This window comes from Thiomonas sp. FB-6 (genome assembly GCF_000377645.1).
In the GTDB taxonomy this organism is placed as follows: Bacteria; Pseudomonadota; Gammaproteobacteria; order Burkholderiales; family Burkholderiaceae_C; genus Thiomonas_A.
On the sequence record NZ_KB898472.1, the window covers coordinates 104,691 to 119,148 of the forward strand.

The 14,458-nt window shown below is 72.5% G+C and carries 12 protein-coding genes; 7 read left to right on the forward strand and 5 right to left on the reverse strand.

Going from position 1 to position 14,458, the window contains the following annotated elements:
- Window positions 1-12 precede the first annotated feature (12 nt).
- Genes recR through D466_RS0104270 form a run of 3 tightly spaced genes read left to right on the forward strand, consistent with a single transcriptional unit; the run spans window position 13 to window position 2,421 of the window.
- Entirely contained in the window at window positions 13-627 is a 615-nt protein-coding gene (gene recR / locus D466_RS0104260) for a recombination mediator RecR (RefSeq protein ID WP_018912469.1), read from the forward strand.
- Window positions 628-1,305, forward strand: a complete 678-nt coding sequence (locus tag D466_RS0104265; protein WP_018912470.1) for a thiamine phosphate synthase — start codon at window positions 628-630, stop codon at window positions 1,303-1,305.
- A gap of 36 nt (window positions 1,306-1,341) precedes the next feature.
- Entirely contained in the window at window positions 1,342-2,421 is a 1,080-nt protein-coding gene (locus D466_RS0104270; RefSeq protein WP_018912471.1) for a hypothetical protein, read from the forward strand.
- 56 nt (window positions 2,422-2,477) lie between these two features.
- Here D466_RS0104270 and queF read toward each other — a convergent pair whose 3' ends face one another.
- Window positions 2,478-2,975: a preQ(1) synthase gene (gene queF / locus D466_RS0104275; RefSeq protein WP_018912472.1), complete on the reverse strand. Its 498-nt coding sequence runs from the start codon at window positions 2,973-2,975 to the stop codon at window positions 2,478-2,480.
- 182 nt (window positions 2,976-3,157) lie between these two features.
- On the opposite strand from queF, the gene smc reads away from it, so the two are divergent.
- Genes smc through D466_RS0104295 form a run of 4 tightly spaced genes read left to right on the forward strand, consistent with a single transcriptional unit; the run spans window position 3,158 to window position 10,910 of the window.
- A complete protein-coding gene (gene smc / locus D466_RS0104280) occupies window positions 3,158-6,676 on the forward strand; it encodes a chromosome segregation protein SMC (RefSeq protein WP_018912473.1) in 3,519 nt (1,172 codons plus the stop codon).
- Window positions 6,677-6,734: 58 nt separating this feature from the next.
- Window positions 6,735-7,856: a cell division protein ZipA C-terminal FtsZ-binding domain-containing protein gene (locus D466_RS0104285; protein WP_018912474.1), complete on the forward strand. Its 1,122-nt coding sequence runs from the start codon at window positions 6,735-6,737 to the stop codon at window positions 7,854-7,856.
- Window positions 7,857-7,893: 37 nt separating this feature from the next.
- Window positions 7,894-9,987, forward strand: a complete 2,094-nt coding sequence (gene ligA, locus D466_RS0104290; RefSeq protein ID WP_026284870.1) for an NAD-dependent DNA ligase LigA — start codon at window positions 7,894-7,896, stop codon at window positions 9,985-9,987.
- Complete coding sequence (locus D466_RS0104295) at window positions 9,984-10,910, forward strand: ROK family protein (RefSeq protein ID WP_018912476.1); 927 nt, start codon at window positions 9,984-9,986, stop codon at window positions 10,908-10,910. The genes ligA and D466_RS0104295 overlap by 4 nt, the downstream gene beginning before the upstream one ends.
- Before the next feature lie 12 nt (window positions 10,911-10,922).
- Here D466_RS0104295 and rfaD read toward each other — a convergent pair whose 3' ends face one another.
- Genes rfaD through D466_RS0104315 form a run of 4 tightly spaced genes read right to left on the reverse strand, consistent with a single transcriptional unit; the run spans window position 10,923 to window position 14,397 of the window.
- A complete protein-coding gene (gene rfaD / locus D466_RS0104300; RefSeq protein ID WP_018912477.1) occupies window positions 10,923-11,918 on the reverse strand; it encodes an ADP-glyceromanno-heptose 6-epimerase in 996 nt (331 codons plus the stop codon).
- 40 nt (window positions 11,919-11,958) lie between these two features.
- On the reverse strand, window positions 11,959-12,894 hold the full coding sequence (gene rfaE1 / locus D466_RS20515; RefSeq protein WP_018912478.1) for a D-glycero-beta-D-manno-heptose-7-phosphate kinase: 936 nt from the start codon (window positions 12,892-12,894) through the stop codon (window positions 11,959-11,961).
- Window positions 12,895-12,905: 11 nt separating this feature from the next.
- The gene (lapB, locus tag D466_RS0104310; protein ID WP_018912479.1) at window positions 12,906-14,078 is read right to left on the reverse strand and encodes a lipopolysaccharide assembly protein LapB; all 1,173 of its coding nucleotides are present in this window, start codon (window positions 14,076-14,078) and stop codon (window positions 12,906-12,908) included.
- Window positions 14,068-14,397, reverse strand: coding sequence for a LapA family protein (locus tag D466_RS0104315; protein ID WP_018912480.1), 330 nt, complete (start codon window positions 14,395-14,397; stop codon window positions 14,068-14,070). The genes lapB and D466_RS0104315 overlap by 11 nt, the downstream gene beginning before the upstream one ends.
- Window positions 14,398-14,458: the final 61 nt, after the last annotated feature.

The following is a 14,458-nucleotide window of genomic DNA, read 5'->3' on the forward strand; positions in this document are numbered from 1 at the left end:
GCGGAGCAGCCCGTGAATCATGCGCAGGCCCCGACGCAGGTCCCGGCGCTGGACGCGCTGGTGGAGGCGCTGCGCGCCTTGCCCGGCGTGGGGCCGAAGACGGCCGCGCGCATGGCCTATCACCTGCTGCAGCACGACCGCGAAGCGGCCGAGGCGCTGCAGCTGTCGCTGCAGCGCGCGCTGCTGGCGGTGCGCCGCTGCACCCTGTGCAACACCTACACCGAGTCGGAGGTCTGCGCCACCTGTTCCGACACGCGCCGCGACAGGCGCCTGCTGTGCATCGTCGAGACCCCCGCCGACCAGGCTGCGGTGGAGCAGTCGATGAGCTACCGGGGCCTGTACTTCGTGCTCATGGGCCGGCTCAGTCCGCTGGACGGGATGGGGCCGAAGGACATCGGGCTGGACCGGCTGGTGCAGCGCCTGCGCGGGGATGGGGTGGAGGAGATCATCCTGGCCACCAACTTCACCAACGAGGGCGAGGCCACCGCGCATGTGATCGCCGAGACCCTGCGGCCGCTGGACCTGCGCATCACCCGACTCGCGCGCGGCGTGCCCTCCGGCGCCGAACTCGAATATGTGGACCTGGGCACCATCGCGCGGGCGCTGGTCGACCGCCGCGGGGCCTGATTGAGCTCCACCGGCCCGCACGCCTGCGGCTCCAGCGCCGCCCGCGGCGCAGGGCCCGCGCTGTACCTGATCACCCCCCAGCCCGAGGGAGCGGATGCGGCCTTCCTGCAGGCGCTGCGCGCCAGCCTGCAGGGCCGCGAGCCGGGCTCGCTGCTGGTGCAGTTCCGTGCCCAGGGCCTGGAGCCCGCCCGTTGGCGCCGGCTGGCCGACGGGGTGCGGGAGATCTGCCTCGAACGCGGCGCGCCGCTGCTGCTCGGGGCTGGCGGGCTGCCTGGCGCCGACGCTGCGCAGCGCATGCGCTGCGCGTGCGAACTGGGCGCGCAGGGGCTGCAGCTGCCGTCGCGCCTGCTGGCGCAGCCGGACTGGCGCGAGGCCTGCCTGGGCAGGCCGGCGGGCCTGCTGGTGTCGGCCTCCTGCCACGATGCGGCGCAACTGGAGGCGGCTGCGGCCCTGCGCGCCGATTTCGCCACCGTCTCGCCGGTCCTGCCCACGATCAGCCATCCGGGCGCGCCGGGCCTGGGATGGGCTCGGCTGGGCGAGCTCTGCCGCGGGACACGGCTGCCGGTGTACGCGCTGGGCGGGCTCCGCGCGGGGCATCTGGCGCTGGCGCTCGAGGCGGGCGCCGCGGGCGTCGCGGGCATCCGCGGGCTGTGGGAACGCGGTGGGGATGCGGCGTAATATGCGCGAATTCGCATTTACGCAAGTAAAACTCCTATGAGTCTGCGCCGCCGCCAGTTCCTGCAAGCCGCCTGCACCGTCGCCGCTTTCGGCGCTTCAGCCTGGTCGTCGTCGGCGCGGGCGGAGCAGGCAGGCAGCCTGAGCCTGTGGGCGGGCGACCTGCGCCAGCACGGGCATGTGGACGGGCTGGGCGCGGCCGCGCGCTTTTTCGACCCGCGCGGCCTGTGCGCCGACCCCCACGGCGGTGTGCTGGTGGCCGACGCCGCCAACGCCACGGTGCGCCGCATCGGCGCGGACGGCAGGGTGAGCAGCCTGGCAGGGGTGCCGGAATTGCGCAAGACCGTGGAGGGGCCCGCCGCCCAGGCCGGCTTCGTCGGCCCCGACGCGCTGGCCGTGGGAGCCGACGGCAGCATCTACGTGGCCGACTCCTACGCCAACACCCTGCGCCTGCTGCGTGACGGCACCGTGAGCCTGCTGGCCGGCGCCGACCAGTTGCCCGGCTATGCGGACGGCCCCGGGGCGCAGGCCCGTTTCAATCACCCGGTGGGGATCGCGGTGGATCCGCGCAGCGGCGACCTGCTGGTGGCCGACGCCTACAACCACACCATCCGCCGCGTCGGGCGCGACGGGCTGGTGTCCACGGTAGCGGGCACGCCGGGCATCAACGAGCACCGCGACGGACCGGCACGCCACGCCCTGTTCAACACCCCGGTGGGCGTCGCCGTGCACGGCGACGGCAGCGTCTACGTCAGCGAATACTTCAACCACGACATCCGGCGCATCAGCCCGAAGGGCGAGGTGAGCACGGTGGCGGGAATGCCCGGCCAGCCCGGCGACCTCGACGGGCCGGGGCCGCGCGCGCAGTTGCGCAGGCCGCAGCAGATCGCCTTCGACGCCGCCGGCGTGCTCTACATCGCCGATGCCGGCAACCTGGAACTGCGCGCCCTGGGCGGCGACGGAGTGCTGCGCACCGTGGCCGGCACCCAGGGCGGCGAACTCGCCGCGCCGGGCCCGCTGCCGGCCGCGCTGGGCGCTCCCTATGGCGTGGCCCCCGGCCCGCAAGGCAGCATCGCCGTGAGCAGCGGCCAGGCCGTGCTGCTGGTGCGCAGCGCCTAGGCGCCGCGCCCCGACGTGCGGGGGCGGCGGCTGCGTCCCGCGCGCGCCAGCCGGCCTCAGCCGGAGTGCGGCAGCGCGGGCTGGGCGGTGGCGAAGCGGCTCAGGTCCACCGTGGAGGCCTGCTTCCAGCCGCGCTTGCGGTGTTCCACCACCACGTTGGTGTAGATGCCGCCCCGCACGTACCACTGCGCGGTCACGCGCAGGTAGCGCGGCGCGATGGCCTTCACGATGTCGTCCAGGATGGTGTTGGTCACCTTCTCGTGGAACGCGCCTTCGTTGCGGTAGCTCCACATGTACAGCTTCAGGCTCTTGAGCTCGATGCAGGCGCGGTCGGGGATCATGTCCAGGTCGATGCGCGCGAAGTCGGGCTGGCCGGTCAGCGGGCACAGGCAGGTGAACTCGGGCACCTGCATGTGGATGTGATAGTCGCGCCCGGGGGCCGGGTTCGGGAAGGTCTGCAGGGTCTTGGCGGGCTGGGTGACGACAGACGGTGCGCGCTCGGCGCCGGCGGCGGCCTTCGGACTCTTGGGACTCTTGGGGCTCTTGGAATTCATGGCTGCGGGACCCTGGAAATCGGGCGGACATCGGGAAAACGCGCATTATCCGGCAGCGGGCCGCCAGGCGCAGTCGCCGGCCACGGGCCCTGGGCGCCGCGGCGCGGGTGCTATCATGCCGGACGCGGCCCACGCCGCATATTTTTTGTTTGAAATCCGATATTTAAGCGAGTTTCAGCAACGTGCGACTGTCCACCATCAAGCTCGCCGGGTTCAAGTCTTTCGCCGAGCCGGCGGCGTTCAACCTGCCGGGGCAGCGCGTGGGCGTGGTGGGGCCCAACGGCTGCGGAAAATCCAACATCATCGACGCCGTGCGCTGGGTGCTGGGCGAATCGCGCGCCTCCGAGCTGCGCGGCGATTCGATGCTGGACGTGATCTTCAACGGCTCGGGCACGCGCAAGCCGGCCGGGCGCTGCAGCGTGGAACTGGTGTTCGACAACAGCGACCACCGGGTCAGCGGCAGTTTCGGGCAGTACACGGAAATCGCTGTCAAGCGCGTGCTCACGCGTGACGGCGGGTCGAGCTATTTCATCAACAACCAGCCGGTGCGCCGGCGCGACGTGCAGGACATCTTCCTCGGCACCGGGCTGGGCTCGCGCTCCTACGCGATCATCGGCCAGGGCACGATCAGCCGCATCATCGAGTCGCGTCCCGAGGAACTGCGGGTGATGCTGGAAGAGGCGGCCGGTGTGTCCAAGTACAAGGAACGCCGCCGCGAGACCGAGAACCGGCTGCACGGCACGCGCGAGAACCTGCTGCGGGTGCACGACATCCTGCGCGAGCTCGGCGGCCAACTGGACAAGCTCGAGCAGCAGGCGGCGGTGGCGCAGCGCTACAACGAGTTGCAGCAGCAAAGCCAGTTCAGCCAGCACGCGTTGTGGCTGCTGCGCCTGCGCGAGGCCGAGCAGCGCCAGGGGCGCCTGCGCGAGCAGGGCGGCCGCGCCCAGCTGGAGCTGGAGCAGCACACTGCGCGCCTGCGCGCCGCCGAGGCCGAGCTGGAACAGTTGCGCCAGGCGCAGTACGCCTCGGCCGAGACCCTCAACGGCGCGCAGGCCGAGTTGTATGCCGCGCAGGCCGAGGTGGCGCGCCTGGAGGCGGAGATCCGCTACGTCGTGGAGGCGCGCGAACGCGCGCAGCGCGGCCACGCCGAGCTGCGGGATCAACTCGGCCAGTGGCAGCAGCGCCAGCAGCAGGCGCGCGCCGATGCCGAGACCGCCGCCATCGAGATCGAGACCGCCGAGCAGTCCCAGCAGCAGGCGGCGGCGCGCGTGGAGGAGCAGGGCGAGCTGATTCCCGCGCTGGAGGCGCGCCTGGCCGACGCGCAGATGCGCGCAGCCGAATTCCGTGCGCAGGCGGCGGCGGCGCAGCAGCGCCTGCAGGCCGAGGCCGAGCGCCAGCGCAACCTGGGCCAGCAGCGCCAGGCGGTGGAGCAGCGCATGCAGCGCCTGCAGGCCGAGCGCCGGCAGCTGGCCGCGCCCGACCTGGCGCGCCTGGCCGAGCTCGACCAGCAGCATGCGGCGCTGAGCACGGCCTGCGAGCGCGCGCAGGCCGAGGTCGACGAAGGCCAGCAACGCGCCCCGCGCCTGCAGGCCGAGCGGCAGCAGGCGCAGCATCAGGCGCAGCAGGCTGCGGCCACGCTGACCGCCACCACCGCGCGCATGCAGGCGCTCAAGGCCTTGCAGGAAAAGGTCATGACCGAAGGGCGCCTGCAGCCCTGGCTGGCTCGTCATGGGCTGGAATCCATGGCGCGGCTGTGGAGTCGCATTCAGGTCGAGCCGGGCTGGGAGGACGCGCTGGAGGCGGCGCTGCGCGAGCGCCTGGCGGCGCTGGAGCTGCGCGCGCTGGACGGTGCCGGCGCGCTGGCGGCCGACCCGCCGCCGGCCAAGCTGAGCTTTTTCTCGCCGCCGCAGGGCGCCGTGCCGCCCGCCGCCCCGGCGGGCCTGCGCCCGCTGGCCGCGCTGCTTCGCGTGGGCGACCCCGGGCTGCGCGCGGTGCTGGAGGACTGGCTGGCCGCGGTGTACACGGCCGATTCGCTGGCCCAGGCGCTGCAGCGTCGCGACAGCCTGCCGCCGGGAGCCGTGCTGGCGACGCCCGAGGGCCACATGGTGGCGCGCCACAGCGTCAGCCTGTACGCCGCCGACAGCGAGCAGGCCGGCCTGCTGGCGCGGGCGCAGGAGATCGACAACCTGGAGCGCCAGCAGCGCGCGCAGCAATTGCTGGCCGGACAGGCGCAGGACGCCGCGGCGCTGGCCGAGGCCGAGTTCGCGCGCGCGCAAGAGCAGCTGTCCCAGGTCACGCGCGACCTGCAATCGCTCACCCAACAGGCCCACGGCGTGCAGGTGGATCGCCTGAAGCTGCAACAGCAGCAGCAGGAATCCAGCGCCCGCGCCGAACGCCTGGACGCGGACCTGGCCGAGGCCGCCGCGCAGGAGGAGGAATTGCAGATCCAGCTGGCCGAGAGCGAGGCGCGCTTCGAGCAGCTCGACGCCGAGCTGGGCAACAGCCAGCAGCAGCATGCCGACCTGGATACCGTGGCGCTGCGCGAGCAGTCCGAACTGGCGCAGGCGCGGGCCACGCTGCGCAACCTGGAGCAGGAGCAGGCGGAGAGCGCCTACGCGGTGCGCAGCCTGCAGCAGCGCATGGCCGACGCGCAGCGCATGGACGCCACCGCGCAGCAGCAGATCGACGCCGCGCAGGAACGCCTGCGCGCGGCCGAGGAAGAACTCGAACGCCTGCACGACGAAAGCGCCCGCGCCGGACTGCAGGAGGCGCTGGAGGCGCGCGAGCAGGCGCAGCAACGGCTGCAAGCCCGGCGCGCCGAGCACGACGAGCTCAGCGCCAGGGTGCGCGCCACCGAAGAGCAGCGCGTGCTGCTGGAGCGCGAGCTGGAGCCGCTGCGCGCGGCCATCGGCCAGCGCCAGCTCGACGAGCAGGAGGCACGGCTGCAGGCGCAGCAGTTCGAGCAGCAACTGGCCGAGGCGCAGGTGGACCTGGCCGCGCTGCAGCAGGAGCTGGAGGCGCGCAGCGACCTGGCGCCCGAGCAACTGGCGCGCGACGCCCAGCGCCTGCAGCGCGAGATCGCCGCGCTGGGCGCGGTGAACCTGGCCGCGCTGGACGAGTTGCAGCAGTCGCGCGAGCGCAAGGGATTCCTGGATGCGCAGAACGCCGACCTGGAACAGGCGGCGAACACCCTGGAGGATGCGATCCGGCGCATCGACGCCGAGACCCGCACCCAGCTGCGCCAGACCTTCGACGAGGTCAACAAGCATTTCGGGCGCCTGTTCCCGGAACTCTTCGGCGGCGGCTCGGCGCGCCTGATCATGACCGGCGAGGAAATCCTGGACGCCGGCGTGCAGGTGATGGCCCAGCCCCCCGGCAAGCGCAACAGCACCATCCACCTGCTGTCCGGCGGGGAGAAGGCGCTGGTGGCCATCGCGCTGGTGTTCGGCATTTTCCACCTCAATCCCGCGCCGTTCTGTATCCTGGACGAGGTGGACGCGCCGCTGGACGACGCCAACACCGAACGTTTCGCGCGCCTGGTGGAGACCATGTCCGACGCCACCCAGTTCCTGTTCATCTCGCACAATAAGATTGCGATGGCGATGGCCGAGCAATTGGTGGGCGTGACCATGCAGGAACAGGGCGTCTCGCGCCTGGTGGCGGTGGACATGGACTCCGCCTCGCGCATGGTCGCGGCCTGAGCCCGGCACAGGCAAGCTCGTCGCAGCCCCCCAACCGTATCGAGAGGAAGGCATATCCATGGGTCCCCTGCAGGAAGCGCTGGCCGTGGTCGGAGTGGTGATCATCGCCGCGGTGCTGGGCTTCAACGGCTGGCAGTCCTGGCAACTGCGCAGGCGGCGCGCGCGGGTCGAGCGCGACGACCGCGTCGAGCGCGGGGAACCCGGCGGGGGCGAGACCTTTGCCGTCACCGCGCCGCAGGACCGCGTGGAACCCGGGCTGGACGACGAAGCCCAGGCGAGCGGCGCGGATGCGCCGCCCGAGCCCACCGCCGAAGCGGCTCGCCCGCGCGCCACCGCGCCGCGCATCGATCCGCTGATCGACGCCATCGCCTGTTTCGTGTTCGAGCAGCCGGTGCCCGGCGAGGCGCTGCAGCAGCGCCTGCCGCGCACCGCGCGCGCCGGCACCAAGCCCCTGCTGTTCGAGGGGCGCAATGCGCACAGCGGGGTGTGGGAGAGTCTGCAGCCGGGCGAGCGCTATGCCGAACTGCAGGCGGCCGTGCAGATGGCCAGCCGCAGCGGCGCGCTGAACGCCATCGAATACTCCGAATTCGTCACCAAGTGCCACGCGCTGGGCGAGGCGCTGGGCGTGGCGCCCGACCTGCCCGACATGGCCGAGGTGCTGGAACAGGCGCGCGAACTCGACGGCTTCGCCGCCGGCAACGACGCGCAGTTGTCCATCAACCTGCAGGCCCAGGGCGTGGCCTGGGGGCTGGACTTCCTGCGCCAGCAGGCGCAGGGCTGCGGCTTCACGACCCATCTGGCGGCCGGGCGCATGGCCCTGGTCGAGAGCTACGCCGAGGACGCCGAGGGGCAGGGCGAGCCGCGGCGCTACGCGGTGGTGCAACTGCAGTTCGACGCCCATGCGGAGCTGGCCGACGACCCGGCGATGCCGGTAGCGCGCGCCACGCTGCTGCTGGACGTGCCGCAGGTGGCGCCGGGGCTGCGCCCCTTCGCGCGCATGCGCGAGGCGGCGCGCCAGTTGGCGCAGGCGCTGGGCGCGCGCCAGGTGGACGACAACGGCGCGCCGCTGTCGCCGGCCGCGCTGGACCAGATCGAGTTGCAGTTGCAGCAGCTCTATGCCTCGCTCGAAGCCCGCGGCCTGGGTGCCGGAACGCCGGCCGCGCAGCGCCTGTTCGCCTGAACGCCGACCCGTGCGCGCCGCGCGCGCCCCGAGTTCCATGACCGAAGCCCCGATTCCCGCAGCGCCGGCCGACGCGGCCGCGCGCGTGCAGCGCCTGCGCGAGGACATCGCGCGCTACGACCGCGCCTACTACTTGCTGGACGCGCCGCTGATTCCCGATGCCGACTACGACGCCCTGTTCCGCGAACTGCAGCGCCTCGAGGAGCAATGGCCCGGCCTGCGCAGCGCGGACTCGCCGACCCAGCGCGTGGGAGGCGTCGCGTTGCCCGAGTTCACCCCGGTGCGACACCGCGTGCCGATGCTGTCCATCCGCACCGAGACCGACACCACGCCGCAGGGCGCGCTGGCCTTCGACCAGCGCCTGCGCAACCGCCTGGGGCTGGATGCGGACGCGCCGCCGCTGCCCTATCAGGCCGAGCTCAAGTTCGACGGCCTGGCGCTGAGCGTGCGCTACGAGCGCGGCGTGCTGGTGCAGGGCGCCACGCGCGGCGACGGCGAGACCGGCGAGGACGTGACCCTCAACGTGCGCACCATCCGCAATCTGCCGCTGCGCCTGGACGGCGGCGGTCGGGCGCTGCCCGAGGTGTTGGAGGTGCGCGGCGAGGTGCTGATGAAGCGCGCCGACTTCCTGCGCTACAACGAGTCGCAGCGCGCGAAGGGGCTGGCGGCTCTGGTCAATCCGCGCAACGGCGCGGCCGGCAGCATCCGCCAGCTCGATCCGCGCCTGGCCGCGCAGCGCCCGCTGTCCTTCTACGCCTACGGCTGGGGGGAGATCGCGGGCTGGCCGGAGCGCCCCGATTCGCAACACGCGATGCTCGACGCCTTCGCCGCGATGGGCCTGCCGGTGGCCTCGCAGCGGGTGCACGGGGCGGGGGCGCAACTGCTGGTGGACTTCCACGCGCGCGTGCTCGGCGAGCGGGATTCGCTTCCCTTCGACATCGACGGCGTGGTGTACAAGGTCGACAGCCTGGCCCTGCAGGCCGAACTGGGCTTCCGCAACCGCGAGCCGGTGTGGGCGGTGGCGCACAAGTACCCCGCGCAGGAGCGCAGCACGCGCCTGCTGGCCATCGAGGTGCAGGTGGGGCGCACGGGCAAGCTCACGCCGGTGGCCCGCCTGGAGCCGGTGTTCGTCGGCGGCGTGACCGTGACCAACGCCACGCTGCACAACGAGGACGAGGCGCGGCGCAAGGACGTGCGGGTGGGCGACACGGTGATCGTGCGCCGCGCCGGCGACGTGATTCCCGAGATCGTCGGCGTGGTGGCCGAGCGGCGACCGCCCGGCACCGAGGCCTTCGACCTGCAGGCCTTGCTGCACGGCGCCTGCCCGGTGTGCGGCTCGCAGATCGTGCGCGAGCCGGACGAGGTGGACTGGCGCTGCAGCGGCGGGCTGTACTGCTCGGCGCAGCGCAAGCAGGCGCTGCTGCATTTCGCCAGCCGCCTGGCCATGGACATCGAGGGCCTGGGCGACAAGCTGGTGGAGCAACTGGTGGACGGCGGCCTGGTGCGCGCGCTGCCCGACGTGTACGCGCTGCGCGCCGAACAGCTGGCCGAGCTGCCGCGCATGGCCGACAAGAGCGCCGACAACCTGGTGCGCGCCATCCGCGCCAGCCTGCGCACCACGCTGGCGCGCTTCATCTACGCGCTGGGCATCCGCCACGTGGGCGAGGCCACGGCGAAGGAACTGGCGCGGCATTTCGGGGGTCTGCAGGCGCTGCTGGACGCCGACGTCGAGCGCCTGGAGCAGGTCAGCGACATCGGCCCCGTGGTGGCGGCCAGCATCCACACCTTTTTCGCGCAGCAGCACAACCGCGAGGTCGTGCAGCAACTGCTGGCTGCCGGCGTGCACTGGGACGAGAGCGCCGGCCAGCCGGTGTCGCGCCACCTTGCCGGCAGCACCTTCGTGCTCACCGGCACGCTGCCCACGCTCAGCCGCGAGCAGGCGCGCCAGCGCATCGAGGCCGCCGGCGGCAAGGTCAGCGGCTCGGTGTCGCGCAAGACCCGCTACGTGGTGGTCGGCGAGGAGGCCGGCAGCAAGCTGGAACAGGCCCGCCAGCTGGGCGTGGAACTGCTGGACGAGCAGGCGCTGCTGCGCCTGCTGGAGCCGCCGCCCGCGCAGGGGGATCCGGCATGAGCTCCAGGCTGCGCCTGGGGGTGGACCTGGGCGGCACCAAGATCGAGTGCGCCGCGCTGCGCGGCGACGGCACCATCGAGCTGCGCCGGCGCCGCGCCACGCCGCAGGGCGACTACGCCGGCACGCTGCGCACCATCGCCGAGTGCGTGGCCGACGTGGAGCGCGAGCTCGGTCCGGCGCGGCCCTGCGAGCGGGCGCTGGGCGTGGCCATTCCCGGCTCGGAGTCGCCGGTGGACCGGCGCATCCGCAACGCCAACTCGGTGGTGCTCAACGGGCGCGCGCTGCACGCCGATCTCGAGGCCTTGCTGCAGCGCCCGGTGCGCTTGCGCAACGACGCCAACGCGCTGGCGCTGAGCGAGATCGCCCCCGACGGCGCGGCGGCCGGCTGCGAGGTGGTGTTCGCGGTGATCCTGGGCACCGGCGTGGGCGGCGCGGTGGCCTGCGGTTCGCGGGTGCTGGACGGCCACAACGGCCTGGCCGGTGAATGGAGCCACAACTCGCTGCCCTGGCCGCGCATGGCGCCGGCCTGGGGCGAACTGCCGGGGCCGCGCTGCTGGTGCGGCCAGCGCGGCTGCATCGAGACCCTGCTGTGCGGGCCGGCGCTGGCCGCCGACGCCGGCGCGCCCGACGCCGCCGCGGCACTGCACGCCATGCGCGCGGGCGAGCCCGCCGCGCGCGCTGCCTTCGTGCGCTACTGCGACCGCCTGGCGCGCGCGCTGGCGCAGGTGATCAACCTGCTCGATCCCGACGCCATCGTGCTGGGCGGAGGACTGAGCAACGTGGAGGAGCTCTACACCGAGGTTCCGGCGCGCTGGGGGGGCTGGGTGTTCAGCCCGCAGGCGCCGCGCACGCGCCTGCTGCGCGCGCGCCACGGCGATTCCTCCGGGGTGCGGGGCGCCGCCTGGCTGTGGGGGCGCGAGTAGCGGGCGCCGGGCTCAGACCGCGCCCAGGCGCTCCACGTAGCTGCGCACGCCCCGCGCCACGTCGGCGAAGGCGTGCTCGCAGCCCACCGAGCGCAGGCTGTGCAGTTCGGCCTGGGTGAAGCACTGGTACTTGCCGTGCAGCGCGGTGGGGAAGTCGATGTAGGCCACCAGTTTCTCGTCGACCATCTGGCGCAGCGTGAGCGCGTCCTGGCCTGCGCGCGCGCGCAGGGAGTTGACCACCGCGTGGGCGATGTCGTTGAAGGGTTGCGCGCGTCCGCTGCCCAGGTTGAACACGCCGCTATGCCGCGGGTTGTCGAAGAACCACAGATTCACCGCCACCACGTCGTCGACGAACACGAAGTCGCGCATCTGCTCGCCGGGCCCGTAGCCGCCGTAGGCGCCGAACAGTTCCACGCGCCCGTGCTCGCGGAACTGGTTGTAGTGGTGCCAGGCCACCGAGGCCATGCGGCCCTTGTGCTGCTCGCCGGGGCCGTAGACGTTGAAATAGCGGAAGCCCGCGACCTGGCTGCGCGCGCCGTGCAGGCGACGGCGCACCAGCTGGTCGAACAGCAGCTTGGAGTAGCCGTACACGTTCAGCGGCCGCTCGTATTCCGGCAGTTCCACGAAGCGCTCGCTGGCGCCGTAGGTGGCGGCGCTGGAGGCGTAGAGCAGGCGTGCGCCGCGCTCCAGGCAGGCTTCCAGCAGCATGCGGCTGGCGGCGTAGTTGTTGTCCATCATGTAGCGGCCGTCGTGCTGCATGGTGTCGGAGCACGCGCCTTCGTGGAACACCGCCTCGACGGTGCCGAAGCGGCCTTGCGCGAAGGCCTCGTAGAAGGCCGTCTTGTCCAGGTAGTCGCTGATGCGCAGATCCACCAGGTTGCGGAACTTGTCGGCCTGGGTCAGGTTGTCCACCGCGATGATGTCGGTGATGCCGCGGGCGTTGAGCCCGCGCACGATGTTGCTGCCGATGAAGCCGGCCGCGCCGGTGACGATGATGCGATGCGACATGATGGAATGCTTCCTCGATGCTTCGCGCGCCTGGCGCGCCTCAGGCCCCTTCGGGCCATAGTTCGGCCGGGCTGACCGCGGCGGTGCCCAGCTTGCCGACCACGATTCCCGCGGCGCGGTTGGCGGTGCGCACGGCCTCGTCGAGCCCGGCGCCGGCGCCGAGCATCACGGCCAGCGTGGCGATCACCGTGTCGCCCGCGCCGGACACGTCGTACACCTCCTTGGCCTGCGCCGGCACGTGCAGGTGACCGTGCTCGCCGAACAGGCTCATGCCCTCGTCGGCGCGGGTGACCAGCAGGGCTTCGAGATTCAGTTTCGCGCGCAGGGCCTGCGCTCGTTGTTCCAGCTCGGCCTCGTCGCGCCATTCGCCGCCGGTGGCCAGCGCGAATTCGGCGCGGTTGGGGGTGATCAGCGTGGCGCCGGCGTAGCGCGAATAGTCTCGCCCCTTGGGGTCGATCAGCACGCGGCGCCCCTGCGCGCGGGCGAGCTGCACCATGCGCTCGACGTGGCTGAGCCCGCCCTTGCCGTAGTCGGACAGCAGCACCACGTCGTGGAAGGCCAGTTCCTGCGCGTAGCGGTCCATCAGGTCCAGCAGCACCTCATGGTCGGGCGTGGACTCGAAGTCCAGGCGCAGCAGCTGTTGCTGGCGCGAGACCACGCGCAGTTTCATGGTGGTGCGCAGGCCGGGCACCTGGCGCAGCGCGCTGCGGATCGGGGTATCGGCCACGAGGTGGGCCAGCCTGCGCCCGGCGTCGTCGCTGCCCACCACGCTGAGCAGGGTGGTCTGCGCGCCCAGCATGGCGGCGTTCAGCGCCACGTTGGCGGCGCCGCCCAGGCGGTCCTGCTCGCGCTGCACCAGCGCCACCGGCACCGGGGCCTCGGGGGAAATGCGCTCCACGCTGCTGAACCAGTAGCGGTCCAGCATCACGTCGCCGACCACCAGCACGCGCGCCTGGCGCAGTCGTTCGGGACTCATCGATGGCATGCTCAAGCGCCTGTGAGGGAAAGTTCTTCGCTGCGCCGCGGCGGATAGGTGTCCCAGCCCATGCAGGCCGGGCAATGCCAGGCGTAGCTGCGCGCCTCGAAGCCGCAGGCGGCGCAGCGGTAGCGCTGGCGGTTGGCCAGCGCGCGGTCCAGCGCCTGTTCGAGGGCGCCGCGCAGGGTCTCGTTGTCGGGCGAGGCCTGTGCCTGCTCGACCGCGCGGCGCGCCGCCAGCAGGCTGCCGTGCGCCTGCAGGTACTGCAGGCTGACGCGGCGCCGCTGCTCGGCGTCCGGCTCCAGCGAAAGCAGCGCGTCCAGCAGCTCGATGGCGGGGCTCTCCTGCAATTGCGTACGCAGCCACTCCAGGCCGGCCTGATGCTGTTGCGTGTCGCGAAACAGGCGTGCCACGTCGGCCGCCAGCACCGAGGCGAATTCCGGGCGCAACGTGGCGGCGCGGCGCAGGTGGGCCAAGGCCTGCGCGGAGTCGCCCTGCTGCTCGGCGATGACCGCGCGCAACTGCCAGGGGCGTACGGCCTGCGGGTCGGCGGCTCCGGCCCTGTCCAGCGAATCCTGCGCCGCCGAGTAGTCGGCGTCGCGGCGCTGGCGCAATGCGATCTCGCACCAGTAATGGGCGATCTGGCGCCCCCAGCTGCCGCCGCCCAGGCGCTCCAGGCGCTGCGCGATGTCGATGGCCGAGTTCCATTCGCGCGTGCGCTCGTGGATCTGCAGCAGCGCCGCCAGGGCTTCGGACTGGTAGGCCGTGCCGGTCAGCGCCGTGTACACCGCCTCGGCGCGATCGAGCAGGCCAGCCTTGAAAAAGTCCTGCGCCAGGGCGATCTGCGCGCGCTGGCGCTCCGCCGCCGGCAGGTCGGCGCGCGACAAGAGGTTCTGGTGCACGCGCACCGCGCGCTCGTATTCGCCGCGGCGGCGGAACAGGTTGCCCAGCGCGAAATGCAGGTCGACGGTGTCGGGGTCGGCGGTCACCGCCTCGATGAAGGCGTCGATCGCCTTGTCCTGCTGTTCGCTCAGCAGGAAGTTCAGGCCGCGGAAATAGGCCAGCGAGGCGTCGCGCCGGTGCTTGCCGTCATGGCGCAGCTGCAGCAGGTCCAGCCGCGAGGCGAGCCAGCCCAGGCCGAAGGTGGCCGGCAGCGCGAGCAGCCACCACAGTTCAAACTCCATCGGGTGTCCCATCGATCACCCCCGCGGCCAGCGGACTCGGCGCCGCGGCTTGCGCGGGGCGCGCGGGCTCGGCCTGCGGCAGCGGCGAGCTCGCGGCCAGATGGCGCTGCAGGCGCCGCGCGCGCAGCCAGCCGGGCAGCATGACCGCGATGCCCAGCAGCACGCCCAGCGCGAAGGCGGCCAGCAGCAGCACGAACAGAGGCGCGCGCCACTGCGTGCCGAACAACAAGTGGAGCACGGTGGGCTCCAGGTTGTTCAGCGCCAGGCCGAACAGCAGCAGGAACAGGATCAGGCGGACGAACCAGTTGAAGGCGCGCATCGGATGAGGGACGTCGAACGGCGATCGACCCGGAGGCTCCGGGACATGCTGGAGGATTCTA